Annotated in this window: 24 protein-coding genes; 2 read left to right on the top strand and 22 right to left on the bottom strand. The window is 62.8% G+C overall.

Translation table 11 applies throughout. The annotated features are described in order from the left end of the window. Positions 1–45: 45 nt before the first annotated feature. From ACSVDM_RS16785 to ACSVDM_RS16700, 18 genes are all read right to left on the bottom strand, one after another. Positions 46–573 carry an SUKH-4 family immunity protein gene (locus ACSVDM_RS16785; RefSeq protein ID WP_439266017.1) on the bottom strand — a complete coding sequence of 176 codons (528 nt, stop codon included), beginning with the start codon at positions 571–573 and terminating at the stop codon, positions 46–48. A gap of 20 nt (positions 574–593) precedes the next feature. Next, positions 594–1103: a hypothetical protein gene (locus ACSVDM_RS16780; protein WP_439266015.1), complete on the bottom strand. Its 510-nt coding sequence runs from the start codon at positions 1101–1103 to the stop codon at positions 594–596. A 70-nt stretch (positions 1104–1173) separates the two neighbouring features. After that, positions 1174–3930: a hypothetical protein gene (locus tag ACSVDM_RS16775; RefSeq protein ID WP_439266013.1), complete on the bottom strand. Its 2757-nt coding sequence runs from the start codon at positions 3928–3930 to the stop codon at positions 1174–1176. 86 nt (positions 3931–4016) lie between these two features. Next, positions 4017–4910, bottom strand: coding sequence for a phage tail protein (locus tag ACSVDM_RS16770; RefSeq protein WP_439266012.1), 894 nt, complete (start codon positions 4908–4910; stop codon positions 4017–4019). Next, positions 4907–7099: a hypothetical protein gene (locus tag ACSVDM_RS16765; RefSeq protein ID WP_439266010.1), complete on the bottom strand. Its 2193-nt coding sequence runs from the start codon at positions 7097–7099 to the stop codon at positions 4907–4909. The genes ACSVDM_RS16770 and ACSVDM_RS16765 overlap by 4 nt, the downstream gene beginning before the upstream one ends. A gap of 95 nt (positions 7100–7194) precedes the next feature. Further along, positions 7195–7497: a DUF5361 domain-containing protein gene (locus ACSVDM_RS16760; protein WP_067643627.1), complete on the bottom strand. Its 303-nt coding sequence runs from the start codon at positions 7495–7497 to the stop codon at positions 7195–7197. Positions 7498–7571: 74 nt separating this feature from the next. Further along, positions 7572–7862 (bottom strand): hypothetical protein, encoded by a 291-nt coding sequence (locus ACSVDM_RS16755; protein WP_439266008.1) that lies wholly within the window; start codon positions 7860–7862, stop codon positions 7572–7574. Positions 7863–7983: 121 nt separating this feature from the next. Next, positions 7984–8571, bottom strand: coding sequence for a hypothetical protein (locus tag ACSVDM_RS16750; RefSeq protein ID WP_067643619.1), 588 nt, complete (start codon positions 8569–8571; stop codon positions 7984–7986). Positions 8572–8641: 70 nt separating this feature from the next. Then, positions 8642–9079 (bottom strand): hypothetical protein, encoded by a 438-nt coding sequence (locus ACSVDM_RS16745; RefSeq protein ID WP_439266006.1) that lies wholly within the window; start codon positions 9077–9079, stop codon positions 8642–8644. A 169-nt stretch (positions 9080–9248) separates the two neighbouring features. After that, on the bottom strand, positions 9249–10100 hold the full coding sequence (locus ACSVDM_RS16740; protein WP_439266116.1) for an immunity 49 family protein: 852 nt from the start codon (positions 10098–10100) through the stop codon (positions 9249–9251). Positions 10101–10117: 17 nt separating this feature from the next. Next, a complete protein-coding gene (locus tag ACSVDM_RS16735) occupies positions 10118–13174 on the bottom strand; it encodes a hypothetical protein (RefSeq protein ID WP_439266004.1) in 3057 nt (1018 codons plus the stop codon). Then, entirely contained in the window at positions 13171–13785 is a 615-nt protein-coding gene (locus ACSVDM_RS16730; RefSeq protein ID WP_439266002.1) for a hypothetical protein, read from the bottom strand. Before ACSVDM_RS16730 ends, ACSVDM_RS16735 begins: the two co-directional genes overlap by 4 nt. A gap of 190 nt (positions 13786–13975) precedes the next feature. Then, complete coding sequence (locus ACSVDM_RS16725) at positions 13976–14743, bottom strand: peptidoglycan recognition protein family protein (protein WP_439266000.1); 768 nt, start codon at positions 14741–14743, stop codon at positions 13976–13978. 228 nt (positions 14744–14971) lie between these two features. Further along, a complete protein-coding gene (locus tag ACSVDM_RS16720) occupies positions 14972–15268 on the bottom strand; it encodes a hypothetical protein (protein WP_067643604.1) in 297 nt (98 codons plus the stop codon). Further along, positions 15246–15476: a hypothetical protein gene (locus ACSVDM_RS16715; protein WP_439265998.1), complete on the bottom strand. Its 231-nt coding sequence runs from the start codon at positions 15474–15476 to the stop codon at positions 15246–15248. The genes ACSVDM_RS16720 and ACSVDM_RS16715 overlap by 23 nt, the downstream gene beginning before the upstream one ends. Before the next feature lie 23 nt (positions 15477–15499). Then, on the bottom strand, positions 15500–16219 hold the full coding sequence (locus ACSVDM_RS16710; RefSeq protein WP_439265997.1) for an alpha/beta fold hydrolase: 720 nt from the start codon (positions 16217–16219) through the stop codon (positions 15500–15502). A 279-nt stretch (positions 16220–16498) separates the two neighbouring features. Then, complete coding sequence (locus ACSVDM_RS16705; protein ID WP_439265995.1) at positions 16499–17185, bottom strand: hypothetical protein; 687 nt, start codon at positions 17183–17185, stop codon at positions 16499–16501. A 480-nt stretch (positions 17186–17665) separates the two neighbouring features. Further along, entirely contained in the window at positions 17666–18418 is a 753-nt protein-coding gene (locus ACSVDM_RS16700) for a hypothetical protein (protein WP_439265994.1), read from the bottom strand. Positions 18419–18673: 255 nt separating this feature from the next. Here ACSVDM_RS16700 and ACSVDM_RS16695 point away from each other — a divergent pair, with 255 nt between their 5' ends. Further along, on the top strand, positions 18674–19087 hold the full coding sequence (locus tag ACSVDM_RS16695; protein WP_439266115.1) for a helix-turn-helix domain-containing protein: 414 nt from the start codon (positions 18674–18676) through the stop codon (positions 19085–19087). 112 nt (positions 19088–19199) lie between these two features. Here the strand turns inward: ACSVDM_RS16695 and ACSVDM_RS16690 are convergent, their stop codons facing one another. The 3 genes from ACSVDM_RS16690 to ACSVDM_RS16680 form a co-directional block, all read right to left on the bottom strand. Continuing rightward, on the bottom strand, positions 19200–19538 hold the full coding sequence (locus tag ACSVDM_RS16690) for a hypothetical protein (protein ID WP_378670304.1): 339 nt from the start codon (positions 19536–19538) through the stop codon (positions 19200–19202). 516 nt (positions 19539–20054) lie between these two features. Continuing rightward, on the bottom strand, positions 20055–20924 hold the full coding sequence (locus tag ACSVDM_RS16685) for a MaoC/PaaZ C-terminal domain-containing protein (RefSeq protein WP_439265992.1): 870 nt from the start codon (positions 20922–20924) through the stop codon (positions 20055–20057). Continuing rightward, entirely contained in the window at positions 20924–22279 is a 1356-nt protein-coding gene (locus ACSVDM_RS16680; RefSeq protein WP_067497153.1) for a 3-oxoacyl-ACP reductase, read from the bottom strand. The genes ACSVDM_RS16685 and ACSVDM_RS16680 overlap by 1 nt, the downstream gene beginning before the upstream one ends. 101 nt (positions 22280–22380) lie before the next feature. Here ACSVDM_RS16680 and ACSVDM_RS16675 point away from each other — a divergent pair, with 101 nt between their 5' ends. Next, a complete protein-coding gene (locus ACSVDM_RS16675; RefSeq protein WP_067497154.1) occupies positions 22381–23712 on the top strand; it encodes an acetyl-CoA C-acetyltransferase in 1332 nt (443 codons plus the stop codon). A 68-nt stretch (positions 23713–23780) separates the two neighbouring features. Here the strand turns inward: ACSVDM_RS16675 and ACSVDM_RS16670 are convergent, their stop codons facing one another. Next, positions 23781–24011, bottom strand: a complete 231-nt coding sequence (locus ACSVDM_RS16670) for a hypothetical protein (RefSeq protein WP_439265989.1) — start codon at positions 24009–24011, stop codon at positions 23781–23783. Positions 24012–24048 lie beyond the last annotated feature (37 nt).

Below are 24048 nucleotides of genomic sequence, written 5' to 3'. Positions count from 1 at the left end.
CCTACTCGCGCCTACCAATCGGCTTGAGTTGCTACAACGTCGGACTCATGCAGCCAAGCTGCTGAGCACAACATTCCACCAGCTGTCAGGATCGACAAATGCACCGGGATCATAGGCTGCCAGCTTTTCCCTCAGCCTCCGCGCACGTTCCTCGCGACCGGGCAGACCGCGGTCAGCATCGATAAACAGCGCGAACTGATACAGGAACTCCACAAACGCGGCAAGACTAGAATTCACCAATTCCAACGTTCCCCGGTTGAGTCCAAGTAGAACCACACGGCCGACTGAAATATCGAAACCAAATATCATCGATCCATCTGAACCCGGAACAGAACCAAGGAGTATCAGCTCAATCTTCTCCCCACCTCCGAGGTCTATATTGAACCGGTCGTATGGCTCGAGCCCGGTGCTACCGGCACCGAACTGGAATACAACCGACATCTCCATGGGCAATGTATCAGCAGAGGGATACGCCGTCGAGGGAGCTGGAAGCTCGGCCATCCAACTTGCGCGGTCGAAAACAGTAGAGTTACCGGCCCCCCAGGCTTTGGCGTAGTCCGCGTTCTCAGGCATTGAAACGTACCACCTTTAAGTTAAGTCCAGCCCAACTCTTGCAGATAAGAATACCACGAGCTCGTCTCCCACCACGGATCTGATTGCGGGCCCACGTGGCCGAACAATTCACGATAGCGGGGACCGAGTGCCACATCATTGACGAATTCGTACAACGAACCACACACAAGGGCCACAGCAGTTAGCGCACCATGATTGAAGTAGATCGGATCAAATACATGAATTGCACCCGATCGCCATCCGAGCAAAAGCGAAAATTCTCCCGCGTGTCCAATTTTTACGATCGATTCACCGTCGACCCCACGGATATCGCCTGAAGGTTCGATACTCGCAAACGACGCCGGTGGATAGAAGGTGATGTCACCGATCACCGGAGCATGAGACAGCGCATACAATCCGGCAACCGCATCCGGAACATCAGGAACGCGGTCTCTACCGGGATAAAGAATAAGCTCGGCACCGTCTTCGAATTCCGAGTACTGCCCTTCGCATCGCTCTTCGAATTCGTTTTCCGAGTCGTTGCTACGCAAGAAGTTGATCTTACGCGTCAAATCACGAAGATGTGACAAGGTTACACGCTCCCGGTATCGCGATCCATGGTCAGCCGACCACTTGAACTCTGATGATAGCTCCCTGTTCCGGTACCTGCAAAAGCTGGGAGTTTATCTGCCCACCCATGCCGTGGTTCGTAACCGAATCCAGCGCCCACATATTATTCAGCGCATCCTTGCCACCCAATTGCAAGTCGTGCGCATGGTCTATCTGCTGATTGTCCAACTCAGCGACTCGCGCATCCAGCTCCGATTGGCTTCGAGAACTGTAGAATATCTCTTTCAGCTTCATATTTCGCCATGTTCGAACTACCGATCCCCTTGGGTCGCCTTGCCCCGACATCTTCTGAAGCTGCCCACTCGCACCGAGCGTTCCGAGATACTGTGCCTTCGCATCGAAGTCTGCCTTGTTCCAACCGCTCTCAAGGCGCAATGAGATTGTCCAGGAGCCGTCCGAGTTCTTTTTAGGGACCGGTAGCCCATCCGTATACCCACTTGTGTATACGGGGTCGGTTCGCGGCCGATCGATCCGGAGTTCGATAACGGTGCCGTCCTCCAGCGTTCGCCTGCGAACGGCGATTGAGTTTCCCTCAGCATCAGTGGCCATTTTCCTGCGCGGCCAGTTTGGGAGAACGATTGGTTTGCCGGGAGATTTCGGCAGAAGACGCTGATTACGTGCCGAGGCGAGCGCCTGGGCAAATCGGTCACCTCCAACTCTGATGTCGCCATGCGAATGCGTCCCATGTGAAGGAACAACCTGAGGCACGAGACCTCGCATGAACGTTGTAAGGGCCTCGCCGAAGATTTCTAGAGTTTCGCCCGGCCGGTGGCGCCAGTGTTGAACGCCTTCGACCTGTTCACGGCCGAATCTAGCTACCCTGAGTGCGAACCCACTCGCCATCGCAATTGCCGACTTCGAGTGGGCGCTGACGTATCCAGTTGCGTGTTTTCGGAACCCTGAGGAGAATTCCCGCAACCCAGTAGCTCCGAGCCTCGTACGCGGTCGGATACCAACGCTTCTGAAGAGAATCAGGCCGGCAGCTGTCGTTGCACCGAATTCAAAAGTCGAACCGACCGTGTCGTCTTTCCATTGTTTGAGCGGAATTCCGGTGAGGTCTTTGACCAACTCGTCTTCACGGTCGGGCGGCTGGTAGGCGGTGGATCCACGAACGAAGCCTGATCCGCGTAGCGCATCGTAGCCTTTCAATGCCGCGTATTTCGGAACGGCGAGGTAGAACATGGCGGCGCCCTTGGCCAGGCTGAACACTGCCGTTCCCGCGTTTGCGAACCTGTTCGGGGCGTCGTAGGTCACATGAAATGTTCCGTATTGGTCGACCCGGACCGACGACATTCCTCTGACGCCGTCCTGCATCATATGAAATGGGGCGCCGGCGGTATCGGAAATAACAGATCCGAGGCCGGATAGTCCGCGCTTCGTTGCATTCCATGCACGCACGTCCCAAGGTTGCACGGGCGCTGGAATTTCATTTCTCCAGACCTCTTTACCGTGTGCATCGAAATGAACGGTTGTTCGACCCGACTGCGAAGTCAGAGTGCCATCAGGAAAGATCGTGTCCAGGCGCGGTCGGCCATCTTTGTCCAGCGAAAAATCGGTGATCACGCCGAGATGATTCATTCGATATGTATGGCCGTTCTTCACCCTGACCCAAGTCTGATTCCCATCCTTGTCGGGTTGCCCCTCCCACCGGTTGCCTTGATCGTCTTCCATCCATCCGGTTTGGTTCGGGAATATCAGTCCCGTAAATTTGGAATCGAGTTGACCGTCGGGGCTGAATCTTGTAGATGACAGCGTGGCAATGCCGAAGTTGTCGATGTGAGCATTGTCGTAGAGTCCTTGCTCGTTCCGGGCACCAATATCGACGCCAACCACTCGTCCATCCGGACCGATCGACAGGGTTCGCGTCCTGGTGGTGTCCGGAGAGGTCTCGAACACATGACTCGGAAGCCCTGAGGTAGAAGTCCCGGCCGCAAAGTGCTGGCCGTACCCGAGTTGGTTGGGTCCACCTGATTCGAAATAGGACGCATCGCCATTCGCATCGTTCTGCCAGCGAATGTATTTCGCTGTGCCTTCGATGGAAACGATGCGTGCGGTCGACACGACGTTTCCGTCCTTGTCCCTGACGACTGCGTCGACGGTGTTCTTGCCGTTCCCTTCGGGGATCGTGAACGTAACCGTCTGTCCATTCGGAAGAACCTGATCCCAAGGTTGTCCTACCTCGCGCCCGGCAGTGGGTGGCATGGGCAGCGCATCCTGGTTCGGGCCTTGCGCCTCGAGGAGAGGGTCACTCTTCGGAGGTGGGGCTGTTATTCCAGGCTGGGTCGGCACGCTGGGGGCCGCTTTGGCGGGCTGGGGCGGTGCTGCAGGGGTTGGCTCAGGCGGTGGGTCGATCAAATGTTTGATATCGCCATCGCCCGGGTCAGCCACTGCGGGAGGCGGTGGCGGGGGTGCCGGCACAGTGCCGGGCGATGCGGCCTCTGTTGGCGGCGGGGGTGTTTCCTGTTTGGGCGGTCGTTGAGGAGTGGTCGGCACCTGCGGTGTCGTCGTCGGACCGTTGATCGGGGTGGCCGAGAGGACTTGCTCGCGTGCGATCGAGTCGAGCGCTTGCCCGTTCAGCACCCGCTCATAAGCCCGCGCCGCCGAACCGGCAGTCGACGCGGACACGTTGTGCACGCGCGGTCGCCGCTCGACCTCGGACGAAGAAGGCGCACCCGCCGGAGTCAATGACCCCAACCACTCCTGGAACCCTGACGGGTCATACGCCACACGTGCCGCCTGCATCACCACGGCGAACCTCCATTGGAAAATGAGAGAGCCCAACCCCGGTGCGGGGTTGGGCTCTCTGGTTCGAGATGTTCAGTTGTCGGCGATGATCAAAACGGTCGCGAAGACCTCGGCGTCACCGCACCGATAACGCTCGACTCGGTGTTCCCGTCCTCGACCTTCACCACGATGTCCGTGCTGGTCCACGGGTCCAGCGAGGCAAGCCAGCGACGGCCCGCCAGCTGCCCCCACACATTCACACCAACCGAGTTGCCCGCTGCGTACAGCCGCGCGGTGCGGTGCCGGGGGTGGGTGTCGATTCGCAAGGTCTGTCCTTCGGCCAATCGGGGGGTCTGCACCAGCCGTGGCTGATCACCACCCACTGGGTCCAGAATCGACCAACGACCTGGGCCGTTCATCGTGTACCGCGGCCACGCCGGCTGATCAGCGGCGTTGCGAATTCGCAGGATGCCCTCGCCCAGGCCGGACGCGTTGGTCCACACCGCGGTCTCGTCGAAGTGCCGCTCGAGCGGATCCATCGCCGTCGCCGAAATCTTGTACATGGCAAAGCCATTGCGTGCCGGATCGATGTCGCCGGAAGGTTCGGGGGCGCCATCGAGCTGGAACTGCTGGAAGCGCCAGCCCTGGTGCCTCGTGAAGTAGCCGACGGTGACCGGCTTGTCGGTCGACCAACCGCGGAACCAGGCATCGTGGACCGCGAGGAATTCGCGGACGGGATTCGATTCGCGAGCGCCTACTGCGGTCGAGATGATCGCGAGAAAGTCCCATTCCTTCTTCCAGCGCACCGAGCGGGCGAAGGTGGCACCGTCCTGACGGGCGCCTTCAGTCGTGAGCAATTGGACCGGTGCGAACATGAATCCGGTTTGCGCGGAAAGTCTTACGCCTTCGCGCCCCGCGTTCGGGCCGGCCAGGTGCCAGACCCGCCCGTTGACATCCCACACCACGATCTTGGTGTCTTGGCTGTTGAGCAATTGGTGAGTCATCGCCCGATCCCTCCTCCGCGCTGCTGCACGAACGTAAGACGGCGCTGGACGCGGGCGATGGAGATCGCGACGCTCTTGGGGTCCATACCGTTGAAGTTGTAGATGTCGCCGCGGGCGGTGTGGCCGCCGACGCCTTCGGCCAGGTCGGTGAGTCCGAAACCGGTGCCGACGAGTTCCTTGGCGGTGCTGGCCACCCACTCGACAGGCTTGGCGATCAGATCGACCGCCTTACCCGCCCCGACCGAACCGACGAGTGAGCCGAGCACCCCGCCGACCGCGGCGCCCGCGGGCCCAGCGATCGCGGTGCCGATACCCGCGCCGATGAAGCTGCCGAGCTGCCCGGCAGCCGTCTCCGCGACTCCCTTTGCCGCGCCCGTGATTCCCTTGACCAAGCCACCTGAAGATGCGCCGGAGAGGAATCCCTGAATGCCAGCGGTGAGGTTGTCTGCCTCACTCATGTCGAACTGCTTCTGCTGTTCACCGGGAACGAAGTACGACCCTTCGGGATCGATCCCGAGTTGGGTCAACAGCGAACTGTCGACGCCGAACGCGGACGTGATCTCAGGGATATTCAGCGCACCCGCGAGGGCGCCCAGATCGGCGCCGAAATCGCTGGCGGCCGGGATGCTTCCGAGACCCAACGATTCGGTCAACTTGTTCGCCATCGCGCTGCCGACGACGGCGCCTCGGTCGATGTCGTCGGCACCTCGATAGGTGGTCCAATACTTCTCGTCGGCCAGGGTCTTACCGTTGAGTGCCGGCGTGCGCGGCGTGGTCGCCGGACCTGGCTCGGTTGCAGCGGTGCCCGGATACCACACCCAAGCGCCACCGCCGTTGGACCCGTCGCCGCCGACCATCACGCTGCTGCTTCCGCCGCCGCTGGTTCCGACCTCGGTCCTGACGACGTCCCCGCCGCCACCACCGGTGGTCATACCGCCGCCCGCACCGTCCCAGGTAGTGGCTCCGGCGGGCGAAGCACCCCCGGGAGCAACCGCCCCTCCCGCCCCTCCGTCGGTGAAGGTCGGCGTTCCCGTCGGACCGACTTCGGTCTTCAGTGACATAGCGGCACTGAAGCCGCCCCCGAATCGCGACCCGATAGCCTGGCCGAGGGATTCGCCGATCACCGGCGCAAGATGCCCCGCAGGTCCGAGAGCAGGCGCGATGGCCTCGCCGAGAGCCAAGCCCACGCGGCCACCTGCCTCGGTTGCCGAAGACATGATCCCAGCGGTCAGCGACTCCGACAACGCGGCCAATGGAGAGACAGACCCGGTGCCGGTGTTCGTGGACGACTCGGCGAGAGTCGGCGCGACGTTCACCATGCCCTGGGGTTCGACCTGCAGCCGGGCAGACAGCGGCGGCCCGCTCTTCGGAACTACCGAAGTCTGCGGGCTCACATCTGTTTTCAATGGGTCGACAGTTTTGCGGCTGTAGGCGCCGCTCGAACCGAAAACCGGAGCGAGGACGCCACCGAAGGCGGCGCCGGCCGTGCTCGCGGCATCCAGTGCGGCACCACCGATACCGCCGAGAACATCGGCGATCAGACCGGTGCCGAGAAGTTCACGCCACCGCTCCGGATCTCCCATAGGAGAGCTGCCGACAAGACCGCCGTCGGCGAATCCCGGAAGCATCCCGGCCAGGTACCCGGCGGACGGAACCCAACCGGCATTGATCGCTTCCAGCAGCGGCAGCGCATTGGACGTCGCGGCCGCATTGACCACGAATTCACCGTTCGACAACCGCGCGAGAATGGAGTCGCTTGTGCCGGTGCCGGCTCCGCGCACAGTGCCACCGCCGGCGTAACCGGCAGGCACTTCTACGACATCGTCGACACCCGACTCGGCCTTCGCCGGATTCAGCAGTGTCGTCTTGGAGGAGAACTTGATCAGGCGCGTCTTGGTCTCGGCATCGTCACCGCCGGGGCGGAGCAGGTCCATCGCCTGCCCCGCGACCCGTTCGGCGATAGCGCCCGGCTGAGTGCCGAGAACGTCGGAGAGGACGCTGTCTAGAACCCCGAACAGACCGGAACTGATCAGGGCGTTCGGTGGGATTCGGCCATCCGAATCAAGGGTGATCGGATCTTCGTCGGCCAGGGTGATCGTCGCAGTTCCCGAGCCGGAGCCGCCTTCCCAGACGGCTCCGCTCGGCAGAGTGATCCGCTTTCCCGGAGCCGGTTGGCCGCTCGTGGTCATCGCAAGAACGTCCGGCAATGTCATCGCCGTTGGGCGTTTCTTCTTCACAATTGGTATCCACTTTCTGCGTTCGACCGCTCCGGCGCTGCGGCCACCTACTCGGTCCAGCCGAGGAACTCGTTCATCTGCTCGAGTTGTGTTGCCGTGCCGAGACGTTCACGATCCGACTTCACACCGGGCCGCTGAATCGGCTCCGGGCGGTTGCGTCCGCGCCTGCCATCGTCGGTGCGCGCCCATACCAGCCACCGAAGGCTGTCGGACACGTCGGCCAGCAGGTGTTCGGCGACTTGCCATCGGCTCGATTCCGGATACATCGTCCGCAGCAGTGCGGACTCGATCGGCAGGTGCTTCACGATGGCCCGCAGATCAGCCCACCCGAGGACGTCCGTACCGAGCATCCGCAGCCGCAAGCCGAGCGCGATCAGGTCGTATTCGATTGCCTCGCTGTGCTCTTCGAGAAGAGCATCGAGGCTTAGGATTCCCCCAGGCTCAGCCCCGAGTGCGCGCGCCAGGCTTCGAGCAGCTGGTGGTACGCATCGGGATCCATCTCATCGAGCACCACGAGCGCTTCCGGAGTCAAGCTCAACTCGAGCAGGGTGTACATCGCGTCGACGTCACCGAGCCGGCGGATCCGGCGCACGAGGCCCGGCTTCAGGTAGGAAAGCGACGGCAGCACGATCTCGGCGCCGTCGACGACGTAGGTGAAGTCGTCCTTCACAGTGCTCGGCTGAGCAATCTTGATGGGGGCAGCAGGAGAAGTCATGGGTAGCAGACCCTTTCGTTGTTGCAGAGTTTCGACAGGTGTTTGAAGAAGGGGCCCAGCGGCGGCGGGCGGGCCTGCGCATAGGTGTATTGACCCGCCGCCGTTGGGGGTCTAGAGGGGATCAGGCAGTCTTGATGCCGTCATCCAGGTAGCGGTAGGCCTTGACGCCGGAGTCGTCCTTGAAGGCCTCGACGTTGATGGTGAAACCGGCCAGCTCGTTGGACACGAACTTCTTCTCGGTGATCGAGGAGATCTTGGCGTTCGGCAGCACGATGCGCAGCTTCTTGTCCTCGGTCTTCATATCGAAGATCCACGAGCGACGCGGCAGCACCATGCCGGTTTCCTTGACGTTGATCAGCTTGCCGGAGGTGGTGGTGGCCGCGGTGGCGGTCACGTTGTTCTCACCGAAGATCTCGCCGAGCACGTCCTGGTCCCACACCGCGTACAGAGTGAGGCCGAAGCGGACCGAGTGCTCGGTCTGCAGCTGGGCAATGATGTCGGCGTTCCAGTCCTTGACCGTCTCCACCTTGCGCTCACCGAGCGACTCGATGCCGTCCTCGGAAACGTAGCCCAGCGCCTTGAAGGCGGGAGCGATGGTGCCGGCCGCGGTGGTCGGCAGGGTGGTGTTGAGCGGCGCCACCAGGACACCGCCGGAAACGGCCAGGTTCGGGGTACCGGCGCCGATGTAGTTGCTGGAAGGCAGAGCCATTGTGTTTACTCCCTTGGGATTGTTGCGCAGGCCCTCGGGATTGGTACTTCAGTTCGACTCCTGATCGGAGTCAGGCGAGGACGGTGCCTCGCACAATCAGGTCGGCGACCAATGTGTACCGCGGAGCGGCGGTCGCCGGATCGGTGTCGTTCTCCATGCCGGCGTCCTCTACCTGGTCGCACCACACGGTGCCCAGGTAGCCGGGGGCAACTGCACTCAGGATCGAACGCACAAGGGCGGCAAGGGTTGCCGCTCCGCCTGCGTCGTCGGTGCATTCGAGAACGACGCGAGGACGGTCGAGGATCAGGTGGGCGCTACGGCGGCCCTCCCGATCTTCGACGTCGACTCGGGCCTTTCGGTCGTTTCTGGTCACTCGGACCATGCGACCGGGGCGGGGGTCGGGCACCCTCACGACTACCGTTGCGGTGTCGGAGACTGCGGCGAGTTGCCCTGCAAGATAATCGACCAAAGTTTGTTCGATGTCAGGAAACAGAATTCTTTCATTCATTGTTGAATCCTTAGTAAATCATACTCCGAGCCTGTATCACCAGAAGCTCCCGGCGATCGGGCGGGAACTTCAATCTACGGCACAGCACGGAACAATTCATAGACGGCAACCACCTCCAAATCATCTGCCACTTAAGCGCATCAGATTTCGAGTACGGTCCAGCCTGCATCTATCCCATCCGCAGACCCAGCGCCAACGGAAGATACGCGGATTTAGCCTCGACTCTGTATCCTTTACTAAGCGCCATACATGCGATAGCTGTCAAAGGTAGCGAGACCCACCCTTCCGAAGCCCACGGGCGTTCACTTGCATGAACCCAATAGTACTGGTGCCGGACAAGCGCGTCTTCGAGCTCAGCGTTGAAGGTGGTCTCAGTGCCCGTCATCAGCGCATGAAACAACTTTATTGGCGGATATAGCAAGTAGTGAACAGAGTCAGCTGATGCTACTTCCACACGCGCCGGATCGGAAAAATATATCGCGTCACCAAATTTCCGCACCCACTTCTCGTCTTGTCGTTGCAAGCACTGGAGCGCTTCAATCCAGCAGTACTGGAATCTATCCGCTTGCACACCCGGCGAGGTGAAATCAGCTATGGGCACTGCGGCTAGCAGATCAAGCCGCCTCGCGTCACCAAGAATTACAGCGATCCAGAATGCATTAAAGAAGTCTACGGGTGTGAGAGATGCCTGGAAAGTTGAACTGCCCGATGACCACTCACCATCATAAACGCGAAAGAGGGAGCTGCTTGCCAACGAGTCATCACGCCGAGTAGCGCCAACCAGATCCACCAAGGCTTCATAGGAATCGAGGACGGCAGCTGCCGCACTTTTGGCGGCAAACCAATCAGGCTCCTCAAGTGCAAGAAGGTGAAGGAGACGATTAAGCAACAGGTCAGGCAGGAGACTAGCCGTTCTCGCGTCGTCAGCGCCGTCCTGCGTAAATGTACTTATCTGCGCATCTATAGCTACGATTCTATCCTTCAGATAAGTTTGGTCAATGTATAGACGTTCGATGAACACCAAGACGACCCAACCTCTCATATATCGAACCGGCGCATCTTGTATCCCATGTGCACGCCACCGATGCCCGGCCTTCCGTAGACAACACCATACCAAAGTCTGCCATCTTTCAGTGCTTGGCGAAGTTCATCTGCCAGCATGGCTTCACTACGCCATTTCATGCCCCGCCCCTCCATCATCCTCAGTATGTCGAGGAAGTATTTGAGATCACCCTGCGCAACCGTCAACCCGGAAGGCAGTGTCCTGTTGTTCAATCCTGTGCGCTCACTTGACTTTCCCTCGCCAACAACATAGAGCCGTGACTCCGGGATGACCCATAGGCCATCAAATTGATGATTCCCGTTACCGGGGCCACGCAGCTCGAGCTCGACAGCTCCGGGAAAGTTCTCAGGGATTGCGTGATGACGCAGTACACCCTCTCCATAACGTTCAGCTGCCCTTGTCATCTTGGTCTGAGCCGCTGCGTAGCCTGGAATGGTTTTTGACGACGGGACCGAACTGATAGATTGTGCGCGATCGAGAGCCAACCCGTTCAGCGTCGCCCGTGTTGACGCGGGCAAATTGGCTGCCGATCCCAGAATCGCATCCCCCCTATATTCCGGTGGTTGCGGCCCAGGTACATCCCTCGCAGCGATCCACTTTCCTGGTGCAATTTCCTTGATTTGAGGAGGCACCAGTCCCGTATCGTCCCTAGCCTCAGTATCCTTCCGATGGCCAAGCGTGTTGTAGAAAGTTTGACGATACTCTGGATCAACGTTTGCGCGGCGTACCTGATGATCACTAACCCGTTCGGGCGCCATCCTCCGAAGTTGTTCGAGTGATACACCTAAGTGCAACTCCCATGGAGAGCCACCGCTGGTTATCGGTGACGAATCCATAGAATGGCTACCCCGCGAATTCGCAGTGTTCGGAGAATCAGTAAGGTCCGAACGTTCCAGCGGCTGAGCATTTAGCTGCTCAGCGGAATGACGCGCTCCCGCATTTGCGGCCTCCGCCGGCAGAAGGGGTGCGCCATTCGAGTTGCGGCGTTTAGGTGCGGCTGGAGTAGTCGCGTTGGGTCCGGTCCCCGGTGAACGAGGAACGCCGCTACCCGACGATGCCCTCCCTGTATGGGAACCGAAGCTCGTAGGACCCGAGGTACGAGCTGCCCCAGGGAAGCTGATTCCGTTCGTTACAGCGCGGGCTGGTGCACCAAGGGACAGGCCGCTTCTTCCGAACGCGGTAGTTGCGTTGTTGATCGCGGTGCTTACTGCGGCAGGGGGCGGCAACTTACCTGTGGCGTTATTTACCGCCTTGGGTCCGAATAGCAGCATCGTGCCGAATAGTCCGCGGCCGATGGTTTCTCCTGGTTCATCATCAAACTGTGTCCAGTCGGCGCCGATCGCAAAGATCGACATTTCGTTTCCAGTTAACAACAGATCGTGACCTAGTTGCTCCCAACTTCCTTGACCGACAGATATGGCCGCGATATCTATTGCCGTGAACGCGAGACCTGCACCTACACCTACCCCGCTCGTCGCAAGTCCGAGCCACGCATCTTTGAGGCTGCCGTCCACAACGCTCGCCACAAGACGACTGGCCCAACCATCAACATCGTCACGGTGCTGCTGTCCTACAAGTGACGCGAGACCGGTCCTCATTTCTTTGAAGGCGTACTCGAATCCGGTTGCGACATCTCTGCTGAATGAGGTGAACCTCTCAAAATTGCTACGTAGGTCCGGCCTAGGGGCCACTGCAGTTGGGCCGCGCGATTCGATAAGCTTGCCGAATCGGTCGTACTGTGCGCGCGACCCATCGTCACCACTGATAGTGGCACCATCCGCACCAATTACGGACAGATAACCACCTACCCCGAAGTTGCCGAGATACTTGTCGGTCTGGACTTCACGCTCCGGATCAAAGGTTCGTATATGTGTACCGTTATTCGTGATCTCGATATTGGTATAGAACGGGGATCCGTCAAGCTTCGGTGAAATCGTCCACAGTGGTCCACCCGAGAAATTCCCACCATGCCACCCATGCCCTGCGTGGTTGATGTATCTTATCGGGTTGGTAATCAGTTCACCCAGCCCGGTATCATTCGTCCGCCATGTGGAAGTTTCGCCATTATTGTTGGTATAGGCGGTGCGATAGAGGCCGGGTTCGGCAGAGATGGTCTCTAGGTATCCGACGCGAACACCATGGTCCACCAGTGGAAATGTTGTCTGCAGATCTGGCAGTGTGCCGAAGACACTATCGGGGGTTCCTGTTGTCGCGGTGCCGGCGTTGAATACTTGTGTGATCTGATTCGATCCGGCGCTCTCCTGCTCCGCGTAGAGCGATGCACTGCCGACAATATCGACCCACTGCCGAGCGCCGCCATACTCCCCGTAAGCAACTCGCGACTTTCCAATGAGAACGCCATCGAGGTAGACCTCCTGATCGACGGTCTTGTTCCCATTGCCAGACGGAATGGAGTATTTGATCGTGTAGCCGTCCCGTTTTACATTCCATGTGTCACCTTCTTGCCTCTTCGACGTATCCGGCCTATCGAAGAGTGGGTGGCTGGGTTCTGAACCTGGCGGCGGCGCTGGAATCGGAGCAGCTGTTTTCGGAATTTCGCCTGGTTGAGGAGCCGGGCTGGTCTGAGCGGGAGAAGTCGTGCTCGGTGCAGGGGTGGTGGCTGGCGTTGATGCCGCCGGGTTGTGTGGCGGGACCACACCCGGCTGGCCCCGGGACGGCGTTGCACCCTGCGGCTCTGGCGCTTTCGTATCAGTCGGCGGCGTTGTCACGCCCGGCTGCTCGGGCACCTTCTTGTCGGTGGAAGGAGCCTGGTCTGCGTGCACGCCGGGCTGTCTGGGCACGTTGTCGTTGACGAACCGTAGATCCGTTGTATCGCTGTGGAGTGCTTGTGCTTCCAGCTGACGCTGCGCGAGAACTCGGTTGTATGCGCGCGCAGCGGACGCTGGCGTCATGCCCGCGAAGTCGAAGATCCGGGGTTGATTAGCCTGGGATGGTGTCGATTCGGCGCCGATCGGTGTCAGGTAGGCGCGCCAGGACGCACCAGCAGTAACCCAATCGGACGCGACGCTCACCGCTCCTCCGCTGAAGCATCATCGATGCGGCGGCGCAGTTCGGCGACCATGGCCGCGTACGCCTCCGACTTCGTTTTCCCCTCGACCGCGATTCCACGGGGATGCGTTGCGTGCCAGGCGCTCCCCTCGATCTGCTTCACCGAGATCTGGTCGAAGTCGTAGAACTCCTCGACATCAGGAGTCGGCCAAGTGCCTTCGGCGTCGGGGGTGATGTGGGTACCGGTGTCGAAGGCGCCCGGGACACCGGCGGGGGTGGGGACCCACCGGATCTCCTCGAGTTCGGGGTGCATGCGCACGCCGCGTTTGACCAGGTACTCGGCGACGCGGGTGGCTTGTTTGATCGAGGTGACGGTGGGTTCGGCGAGTTTCCGGCCGACCGCGCTCTTCCATTCGGGGAGGTGGATGACCGAGAGTTCTTCTGCCAGCAGGCGGACTTGCGGGTCGAGTTCGTCGGTGTGGTCCGGTTCGGCGAGCTTGCCGGACAGGGTTTGCTGCAGCAGCGCCAAGAACTCGGGAGTGACCAGTTGACCGGACTCGGTTTGTACGTATTCGGGGGACGACGTTTCGGTGGTGCTGAAGTCGACCGAGCCGATGATTTCCTTGCCGGACATGTGGTGTGCCTCCCGAGCTTGGGCATGAGAAAAGCCCGGGCCGACGGGCCGGGCTTGGGTGGTGGGGTTTTAGTTAGAGGCCGAGCAGCGGCAGGACTACCGGCGCGAGGAGTAGTGCGAGCTCGAGCAGTTCGAGTACGACAGGAAGCATGGGAATCACCTCCTCCCATCGACGTGATGGTCTGGTGCGTCAGGCAGGGGGTGTCTCGAGGGCTTTCAGGCGCTCGAGAACGTCGGCCAGGGCGTCGACGACGGTCATGCCGTCGAGCTGTTCCCAACCCCCGAACATGCCCGCGTCGCGCTGCTGGCTACCGCACAGCTGTTCGCGGATGTCTTTGACGTCCGAGCCGATCGGGCCGCAGAAGGCGGTGATGAAATCCTGGATTCGGTTGACCTCGGCTGCGCTCATCGGAGCGTCCTCTCCGTCGATGAAAGCCTGTACGTCACGGCGGAATTCGCCCATGTCGATACCGGCGGGGTCGATTTTTCCTTCGTGCGAGTACTCGCGGTGGGCCACGCAGTCCTCGGCGTCGCGGCCGATGCGGGCCAGGATGGCCGCGCAGCCGCGCTTGTAGGCGTCGAGTTGTGTTGGGGTCCAGTCGGTTCCGTCGCCGCGGGAGACGGCTTCGATGCCGATCACGTGGTAGTTGGCGTTGTTCGTGGGCCAGCCGGGCCAGGAGCCGCGGCCGGCGTGCCAGCAGACGCCCGCGGCGATCACACGGAAGGTGCCGTCGCGTTCGAGGACTAGCTGGGCGAGCGGGCCGGGGAGGTCGGCGCGGCCGTCCTGGACGATGCGCCAGTCGTTCTTGCCGCCACCGGCGGTGTGATGGCACAGCACGCCGCGCAGGTCACGGAAGTCGCCGTGGCCTCGGTCGCGCCAGCCTTCGTGTTCGATCACGGTGAGCCCGGCGGCGCGCAGCACATCGGCAAGCCATACCGGATCTCCTGTCCAGCTCATGGGCTATCTCCTTGCGTGAGTGGAAGTTCGGTGGTCCCGCCCTCTGGGGTGAGGGAAGTGTCGAGGGCGGGACCTGCGCGCCTGACGCAGCGACGGCGTCTCTACCGCGTTCCACCTGCGGGAGACGGGCGCATCAGGGGCGCGGCATGCGGCGGGCTCGAAACCCGCACCGTATCGAGTGTTCTCCGGGGGCCGACCGCATGCAGTTCGGGAACGGCAGTACTGCCGTCAGATCTCTTCTTGAAGGGTGGGCGGGATGGTGTATCGCGCCACGGGTGGTTCCTGGCCGGGGACGTGCAGGCGCAGGAAGCCGAGGAGTTCGTCGATGTGACGTTGCAGCGCGCGGATCAAGCGGATGGCATCGCGGAATCGCTGCTGGTCGTCGACGGCCTGTTCCTCCAGTGCGACAACACGTTCGCGCAGTTTTGCCACCTCGCGGGCCTGCCACGCGGTGACCGCACCGATGACGGTCGCCACGGCGACACCCGTCGCCTGCACGAATTCAGGACTCAGCCACGACGCCATGTGAATCACCCGCCGATCCCGACACCGGGGTCACCGCGGGCCTGATCACCGCCCCGGCGATCACCGGTGTGGTCAGGCCGTACAGGGTGAGCAGGGTTTCCACCCAGGCGGCGTCGACCTCCCGACCGATGAGATACGCGATCACACCTGTACCGGCGACGAGGACGGACCGGACCAGCGCAGGCTCTGGGGCCTTGCTGATTCGCATGTTGGGTTCCTTTCCACAGGTGTTCAGATGCGCCCTTCGGCGACATCGAGATTCAGTGCCTGCGCCAGGGCGCGAGCATGACCGCAGCGGACGTAGTCGTCGGTGTGGCGACCGTCGAAGAGATAGCCGCGGGCATAGGCGATCGCGCCGCCCCACTGCCGCCAGTTCGCGGGTGACCACCAGCGCTGCAATTGGTTTCGCGTCGCGGTGTGCAGCATCTGCTGCCCCCAAGTGAGGGCGGCGTCGGCACCGGAGAAGCTGAAGAAGGTGCTGAGGTCGGCGATGGTGCGCAGCGGGTTCCCGGCGGGCAGCGCGGTGATCGGATCGCCGGGTGCGGCAGCCCAATAGGTAGGGATCCCGTCGATCTCACGTTCGCCGACAACACCGTGGCCGCCGGGGTCGACATCGCCGAGATAGCGGCCCGCCGGCCGGCGAGGATCGGCTATCAACGCACAGGCGACCACTTCGCGGCCCGGGTGCTCGCCGCGTCCGATTTCGGCCGCGAGATCACCTGCTACTGCCGCACCTTGTGAGTAACCCGCCAGGACAACAGGATTCGGCGATCGATCGATGGCGGCCAGCAGAGCACGTTTGCCCTCCGCCACGCTGGCGGTGTAGCTCAGCCGCGACCCGTAGTCCGCAGGATAGGGAACCATGCGTGCCGTGAACATCGCTTTGTTGAGCGCCTCGATGAACGCACCGGTCACACCGTCGCCACCGGGGTTCCAAGTGCCTCCGACCACGAGTACGTCGATCCTGCGGGGCTGGCCTTTCGGCGACCACAACGACATTGGTCTTCCTTCCTGAAGTGGATGGGTCCCGCTCCGGACGGCAAACGTCCGGAGCGGGACCAATTCGCCCCTGCGCTGCGTCGGCGCCTGCGACCGCGAGTTGGCGCGGGAGACGGGCGCGTCAGGGGCGGGCATGCGGCGGGTTCTCACCCCCGCATGGGTCATGGCGAAAGCCGCACCAATGCAAGAACCCCCGGTCCGTGTGGACCGAGGGTTCGACTGATCGTTGGCTTATCGCCGATGTCTTCCGATATTCGTTTCTCTGTACACCTCGCCGGTGCCAGGGACCGGCCACCCGCACCGCGCGGGTGCGTCCGGGTCGTGCCCGGGTCCCCAGCGCAGGCGGTTCAGCGCGAAAATGGGGAGTTCGTTGATCTGAGCGTCGGTCAGGTTCTGCAGACGCCAGCTCAGCATGAACTCGGTGGTCCCCAGGCAGGCGGCTACGTCGGCGATGTTGTCGGTGATGGAGATCGCGTCGGCGAGGGCCTCCACACTGATCAGGCGTTCCGCGACGATCGTGTGGATGTCCATTTCGAGCCGTGCGCGCCACCATTGACCGTTGAGTGCGGCAGTACCCTTCGCTGTCGATGCCAGTTCGACGTGGCAGATGCAATGGGCGATGGCCTCGTTGACAACATGTCTCGGCAGGTCGACCGAGATCATCATCGCCCGATCGAGTGGCGACCACTGCCAGGCCATTTCAACCGTTCGAACCAGATCGATCCTGATGCCGAGGTTGAACGCTTCCTCCTGAGCGTTGTAGGCATTGCGTTGCATGGGGATGTCTTGCGAACCCACCCGTACTCCCTCAGCCGACCGGATCTCGTAACGATCGCCATCGGCTGATGACGTGAGCGACGGTCTGGAGGTCTTCCATACAGAGGTCTGCCGGGTCCAGGTACGCGGGCGGCCGTTCATAGCCCGAGTTGGCGGTAGCCGACGTCCAGGCTTCCGGCAGCTCACTGTCGGTCCGGGCGTCGGGGTCGTCAGACGGAAAAGCATCGAACTCAGCGGACACCTGCACCCTAACCATGATCACGACAGTTCCCCCCCAAAGGTTGGGGCTCGCTTACCCATCCTAACGGGGAGTCAAACCTCCGAAACGGTTGACCAAGATCAACTGTCAACAGGAGAGGCGAGGAGAAGGGCGGGAAAGTGATTGTGGGATAACGCCTTTAGGGCATGCGTCCGCCCGCTGCAGTAATCATGACCGAGCGCGTGGATCGTGTCAACAGTTCGGGGCAACTTCGTCTGAAATCGCTGGTCAGACAGCCGCTTTCGGCTTGACGATAGCCGCCGCGGGAGTGAAATCAGCAGTGGCGTAAGCCGTTCCGTGCTCCCGAACGACGTCGGGGCGCCGACTGGTATCAGTCGGCGCCCCGTGCGAAGTCTCTCTACTCAGTTGTTGCGTTTGCGCTGCCGTGCGGGGAGCGCCAGATGTGCGTCCAGGACGGGGCCGACGAGAAAGAGCTCGGGCCAGTCGGCCGACCATGGACCGGGGACCGGCTCGACCAGCCCGGCCTCACGCAAGGTACGGAGACGACGCGCGGTCAAGTTCGCGAAGACGCCGCCGAGTTGGGAGGCGAGTTTCTGGATGCCCGCCGCGTTGAGCCGAACCGCACGTGCCCGGGCGAGCAGTTCGGCGTCCACCACGCCGCCGCCCTCCGCCGGCGGGCACACAACGACGACGGCCGCTTCGACAGCCGCGGAAATTTCCGGGAGCGCCTCTTCAACACCTTCAGTCATTGCAAGTGCAACGATATTTCGTTGCAACCACCGAGCCATACCCGCTGTACTTGCCGCACCGTCGTAATCCACGGCGCGCTGCTCACAGACCAACCGGACCCAGGAGACGAGAACGGCGCGAAGATGATCATCGGCACGCGCGGCCGCAGGGTTGAACGGCAGCTTCGGCACGGTCGATCCGCCGTGGACACGGATGTCGGGCTGCCCGAATCGGGTTTGTCTCGTCCTGCTGTCCGCGAGATCGTCGGCCAGCTCGGGAACCTCTCCCAACAGGCGAAACAGCGCCCTGGCGGTCTCCCGGTCCAGATACAGGTGGCCATCGTCGAACGCGAGATCGAGCTGCGTCACCCCGCAGGTGTCCTCCCGCACGCGCGACGAAACGGTCGCCCCATTCTCTGCACCCATCACTTACTCCTTCAGGCTCCGATACTGCCCCGGCTGGTCGCGGCCGAGTCGCGTGAACCTTGAAGGGCGCACAACTGCAACTCTGCACTTGTCGCATGCAACTACAACAAAGATTGCAAAGCAAGTCGAAGCATCGCACCTGGACCTCAGCACAGAAGCGACCAGGACGGGTCAGGCAGATTTACAACGGTGTGGTGATTTCTCGGCAAACTCAGCCGTAACCACCAACAATCACAGACGTCGTTGTACGCAGTGATGCTTTCCGCCTGCTACATTGGATGCATGGTGAGGCATCGGAGTGCGGTGGTCCCCTCAGAGGTCAGTGCAACACTGCGGCAAGCTCGCAAAGCACGTGACATGACGATGGACCGCGCGGCAAAAGCAGCGCGTATCAGCGCGAGCCTGTGGACGCAGGTGGAAAGCGGCGTGCAGTACAAACGTGGTGCGAAGGTCCCAGCCAGCACCACAGCGGAGACCCTGCAAGCCATGGCCGAAGCAGTCGGCCTCGACCCGGCACCGCTCCTCGAGCAAGCCGGCCTCGAGCCGACCGAACCGGCCACCAGCGTCGGCGATGCCGAAGCGATCGTCAATCTCGCCGGCCTGTCCGAGCAGGACCTCCGTCAGATCGCCGTGTACGTCAACGGTTTTCGGGCCGCTCGCAATTTGTGAGCGTCGCGACCTCGTGCCGCGTATACGACGAATGCCCCGCCGAGATCGGCGGGGCATTCGTTGTTCAACGACAGCCGTAGCAGATTGTGAGAGTCCGGCAGCTGCGGAGCAATTACGGGGTCGGGGTGGTGCCGGTGCCCGGGTCGGTCGGGTCTTCGGCAGCGGCCGAACCGGACGACAGGGCCTCGAGGATCGCGGCCAGGCTGTCGGACGAACCGGTCTCCGGCTCCTCAGCGATCTGCGCAGCGTCAGGGGTGGTGCCACCACCGGTACCCGGATCGGTCGGGTCCTCCGCAGCAGCCGAACCGGACGACAGCGCCTCGACGATGGCGGCCAGGCTTTCGGAGGAGCCGGTTGCGGGCTCTTCGGCGGCGGAGGCCACGCCGGTGCCGAACATGGCGATACCGGCCGCGAGGGCGATGCCGAAACCGAGCGTGCGGATCTTCTTCATGAAGTGAAACCCCTTGGTATTAAGCATGATTGCCGACTGCGTTGCCGACTGGAAAGTTTCTAACACGGGGGGCGGACAGTTCCGCAGACACTTGTTTTCGGGGCACTTGCCAGGGCAATGCTGAACATTTGCCGTCAAGGTGGAGATAATCCGAGAGCGGTGCGAGGGTTTCAGAACGATCGTTCGGAATCCAGAACTCGATGCCAGCTGGAAAAGTTGAAGACTGCAGTACAAGCGGTCGGTTGCGGCTCCGAGGCGGATTCGGCCCGAAGCCCGAGGTACTCGCGATCTTTCGGCACGGTGCCAAACTCATCTTGTTACCCAGCTAATACCTGGCGTACACCATGATTGATGTCACACGCAGGACCGGTAACAGAACGATCAACCAGAACGATTGTCGCGCAACCGGTTTGATTGACACTGTATAGCTACTGGTTGCCCGTCATATAACCACGTGTACAACGGAAAAGGCCGCATATCCCGAATGGGATACACGGCCTTCCGGCAACGAAGAACTCAGCGCACCGTGGCGGTGAGGTGGGGGAAACCCTTCTTGGGGTGCAGCATCGACAGATCCCAGCCGGTGTCGGACTTCTCGGCGTAGATGTTCACCGAGGCAGGCAGGAGGATCGGCTTGCCGAATTTGACCGTGTAGGTGGCCTTTTCGGGGACACGGCCCTCGATGGTGCCGAGGATCGTGGCCGCCGACCACATGCCGTGGGCGATGGTGGTGGGGAAACCCATTGCCTTGGCGCCGATTCCGGAGACGTGGATCGGGTTCCGGTCGCCCGAGGCGGCGGCGTAGCGGTTGATGATCTTCTGATCGACACGCTGCACGCGCAGCGGCGGCGGGGGGACCTCCTCCGGCGGGGGTGCGGACTTCGGACCGCCGGACAGCGAGGTGCGCTGCTGGTGCAGCATGGTCGCCACCTGACGCCACACCAGTTCCCGGCCGACACGGATCTCCGTAACCGCGTCTACCAGCAGGCCTTTCGGGTGCTCGCGCAGGTTCTCGGTGTGCACGGTGAAGTCCAACGGCTCGGCCGCCGAGATCTCACGGGTGCGTTCGATGACGTTCGAGAAGTGCACCGAACCCACCGCGGTGAACGGGAAGTCCCGCGCCACGAGCAGTTCCATCATCAGCGGGAACGCCAGGACGAACGGGTAGGTGAGCGGCAGGGTGTCGCCGAAGCGCAGGCCGGTGGCGTGGCAGTAGGCGGCGAGGTGGTCGGGGTCGACCCGCACACCCTCGATGGCGACCCGGCGGTCGGGCAGGACGGGCTTGCGGCCCGAGAGCGGCGCGGGCAGCGGGACGGCGCCGATGGCCGCCTTCGCGTACAGCGCGCCGTTGCCCGGGATCTCGGTGAGCGTGATGGTCTGGGTCATCAGGCGCCGATCAGGCTCTGCCCGCAGACGCGAACAACGTTGCCGCTCACCGCGTTCGACGCCGGGCTGGCGAAGTAGGCGATGGTCTCGGCGACGTCGACGGTCTGGCCGCCCTGCAGCAGCGAGCTCATCAGGCGGCCCGCCTCGCGGGTGCCGACGGGGATGGCTGCGGTCATGGCGGTTTCGATGAAGCCGGGGGCCACCGCGTTGATGGTGATGCCCTTCTCCGACAGCAGCGGCGCCTCGGCGTCGACCATGCCGATGACGCCCGCCTTGGACGCGCCGTAGTTGGTCTGGCCGCGGTTGCCCGCGATGCCCGCGATGGAGGAAACGTCGATCACGCGGCCACCCTCCTTGAGCACACCCTTGGCGACGAGGCCGGAGGTGATGCGGTGCGGCGCGGCGAGGTTGACGTTGATGACCGAGTTCCAGCGGCCCTCGTCCATGTTGGCGAGCAGCTTGTCGCGGGTGATGCCCGCGTTGTGGACGACGATGTCGATGCCGCCGAAGCGCTCGGTGGCGAACTCGGCGAGGCGCTCGGCGGCGTCGGGCGCGGTGACGTCGAGCGCCAGGGCGGTGGCACCGACCTTGTTGGCGGTCTCGGACAGGGCCTCACCGGCGGCGGGGATGTCGGCGACGATCACGGTGGCGCCGTCACGCGCGAACACCTCGGCGATGGTGGCGCCGATACCGCGCGCGGCACCGGTGACCACGGCGACCTTGCCCGCGAGGGGCTTGTCCCAGCTGGCGGGTGCGACCGACTCGGCCTTGCCGACGCGGATGACCTGGCCGTCGACGAACGCCGACTTGGCCGAGAGCAGGAAGCGCAGGGTCGACTCGACACCCGTGGCCGAGGAGCCGGCCTCGGGGTGCACGTAGACGAGCTGGGCGGTGGCGCCGCGCAACAGTTCCTTGGCCACGGACCGGGTGAAGCCCTCGAGCGCGCGCTGGGCGATCTGCTCGTCGACCGAGCCGACCAACTCCGGCGTGCTGCCGAGCACCACGACGCGGCCCGACGGCGCGATGTTGCGCATGGCGGGCTGGAAGAACTCGAACAGCTGCTCGAGCTTCTCGATGGAGTCGATGCCGGTGGCATCGAAGACCAGCGCGCCGTACTTGGTTCCGGACTCGAGCGAGTCGGCGATGGTGTAATCGGTGAGCAGGGCACGGATCGGCTCGGCGAGGCGACCCTTGCCGCCGAGCAGCACCGGGCCCGGAAGCGCGGGCTCCCCTGCCTTGTAGCGGCGCAGCTCCGCGGGCTGGGGCAGGCCCAGCTTGCTCGCGAGGAACGCGCCGGGGGCGGAGTGGATGAAGGATCCGTAGAGGTTGGGTGCGCCCTTGCTCTTGGCTGCCACTGTTCCTACCTTCACATTCGCGGGTACGGTGTCGACAACGAACTTACTCCAGAGTAAGTTGGATGACAACCGATCACCCGACGAGACCATGGAGAACTCGAGTGACAAGCAAAGCCCGCTCGACGGCGGCCAAGGCAAGTACCGCCAAAACCGCGAAGACGCAGCGCCCGGTCGCGATCGTTGGCGGTAACCGAATCCCGTTCGCGCGCTCCGACAAGGCCTACGCGCACGCGTCCAACCAGGACATGTTCACCGCCACCCTCGACGGGCTGGTCAGCCGCTTCGGCCTGCAGGGCGAACGCCTCGGCATGGTCGTCGGCGGCGCCGTGCTCAAGCGCGTCGGCGAGCACAGCCTGATCCGGGAGAGCGTGCTCGGCTCCAAGCTCTCGCCCTACACCCCCGCACACGATCTGCAGCTCGCCTGTGGCACCGGCCTGCAGGCCGTGGCGACCGTCGGCGACGCGATCGCGATGGGCCGCATCGAGGCGGGCATCGGCGGCGGTACCGACACCACCTCCGACGCGCCGATCGGCGTGAGCGAGGACATGCGCGAGTGGATGCTCAACGCCAACCGCGCCAAGACCAACAAGGACCGGCTCAAGCTGGTCGGGCAGCTGCGGCCCTCGATGCTCGGCATCGAGATCCCGCGCAACGCCGAGCCGCGCACCGGGCTGTCGATGGGTGAGCACGCCGCCATCACCGCCAAGGAATTCGGCGTCTCCCGCGAGGCCCAGGACGAGCTGGCCTACCTCTCGCACAAGAACATGGCCGCCGCCTACGACCGTGGCTTCTTCGACGACCTCATCACCCCGTTCCTCGGCCTGACCCGCGACGACAACCTGCGTCCCGGTTCGACCGTGGAGAAGCTGGCCACGCTGAAGCCGGTGTTCGGCACCAAGCTGGGCGACGCCACCATGACCGCGGGCAACTCCACCCCGCTCACCGACGGCGCGTCGGCGGTGCTGCTGTCGACCGACGAGTGGGCCGCCGAGCGCAAGCTGCCGGTGCTCGCGCACCTGGTGGACTCCGAGGTGGCCTCGGTGGACTACATCCACGGCCCCGACGGCCTGCTGATGGCGCCCACCTACGCGGTGCCGCGTCTGCTTGCCCGCAACGGCCTGACGCTGCAGGACTTCGACTACTACGAGATCCACGAGGCCTTCGCCTCCGTGGTGCTGTGCACGCTCGCCGCGTGGGAGTCCGACGCCTACTGCAAGGAGCGACTCGGCCTCGACGGTGCGCTCGGCTCGATCGACCGCAGCAAGCTCAACGTGAACGGTTCCTCGCTCGCCGCGGGCCACCCGTTCGCGGCGACCGGCGGGCGCATCGTCGCCTCGACCGCGAAGATGCTGGCGGAGAAGGGTTCCGGCCGCGCGCTGGTCTCCATCTGCGCTGCGGGCGGCCAGGGCGTCGTCGCGATCATCGAGCGGTAGTCACACGCTGAAACAACCGCGGCGGCACCCGGAATCCGGGGGCCGCCGCAGTTGTCTTCGGGCCTTTGTCAGCGGCACATCGGGTTCGGGTGCGGCTCGGCGGCGCCCCAGGGACCGCAGATGAGAAGCTTCATGATGCCGAGGGGGAAGTCGATGAGGGCGGAACCGGTGCCCGCGGAACCGGACTCGGCGATGACCGCGGGCTGCGCGGGGGCGGCGAGGGCCGGGGAGGTGGCGCCCGCGGCGATGCCCGCGACAGCAGCGGTGGTGACGAGGACTCGGATCATTCGACGGTGCATGGGGGAACCTCTCGGGTAACTGAGCAGAGCTAACTGT

Source organism: Nocardia sp. JW2 (genome assembly GCF_051843015.1).
GTDB lineage: Bacteria > Actinomycetota > Actinomycetes > Mycobacteriales > Mycobacteriaceae > Nocardia > Nocardia coubleae.
The sequence above is the reverse complement of the archived record's forward strand: the minus strand, read 5'-3'. Positions and strand labels throughout refer to the sequence as shown.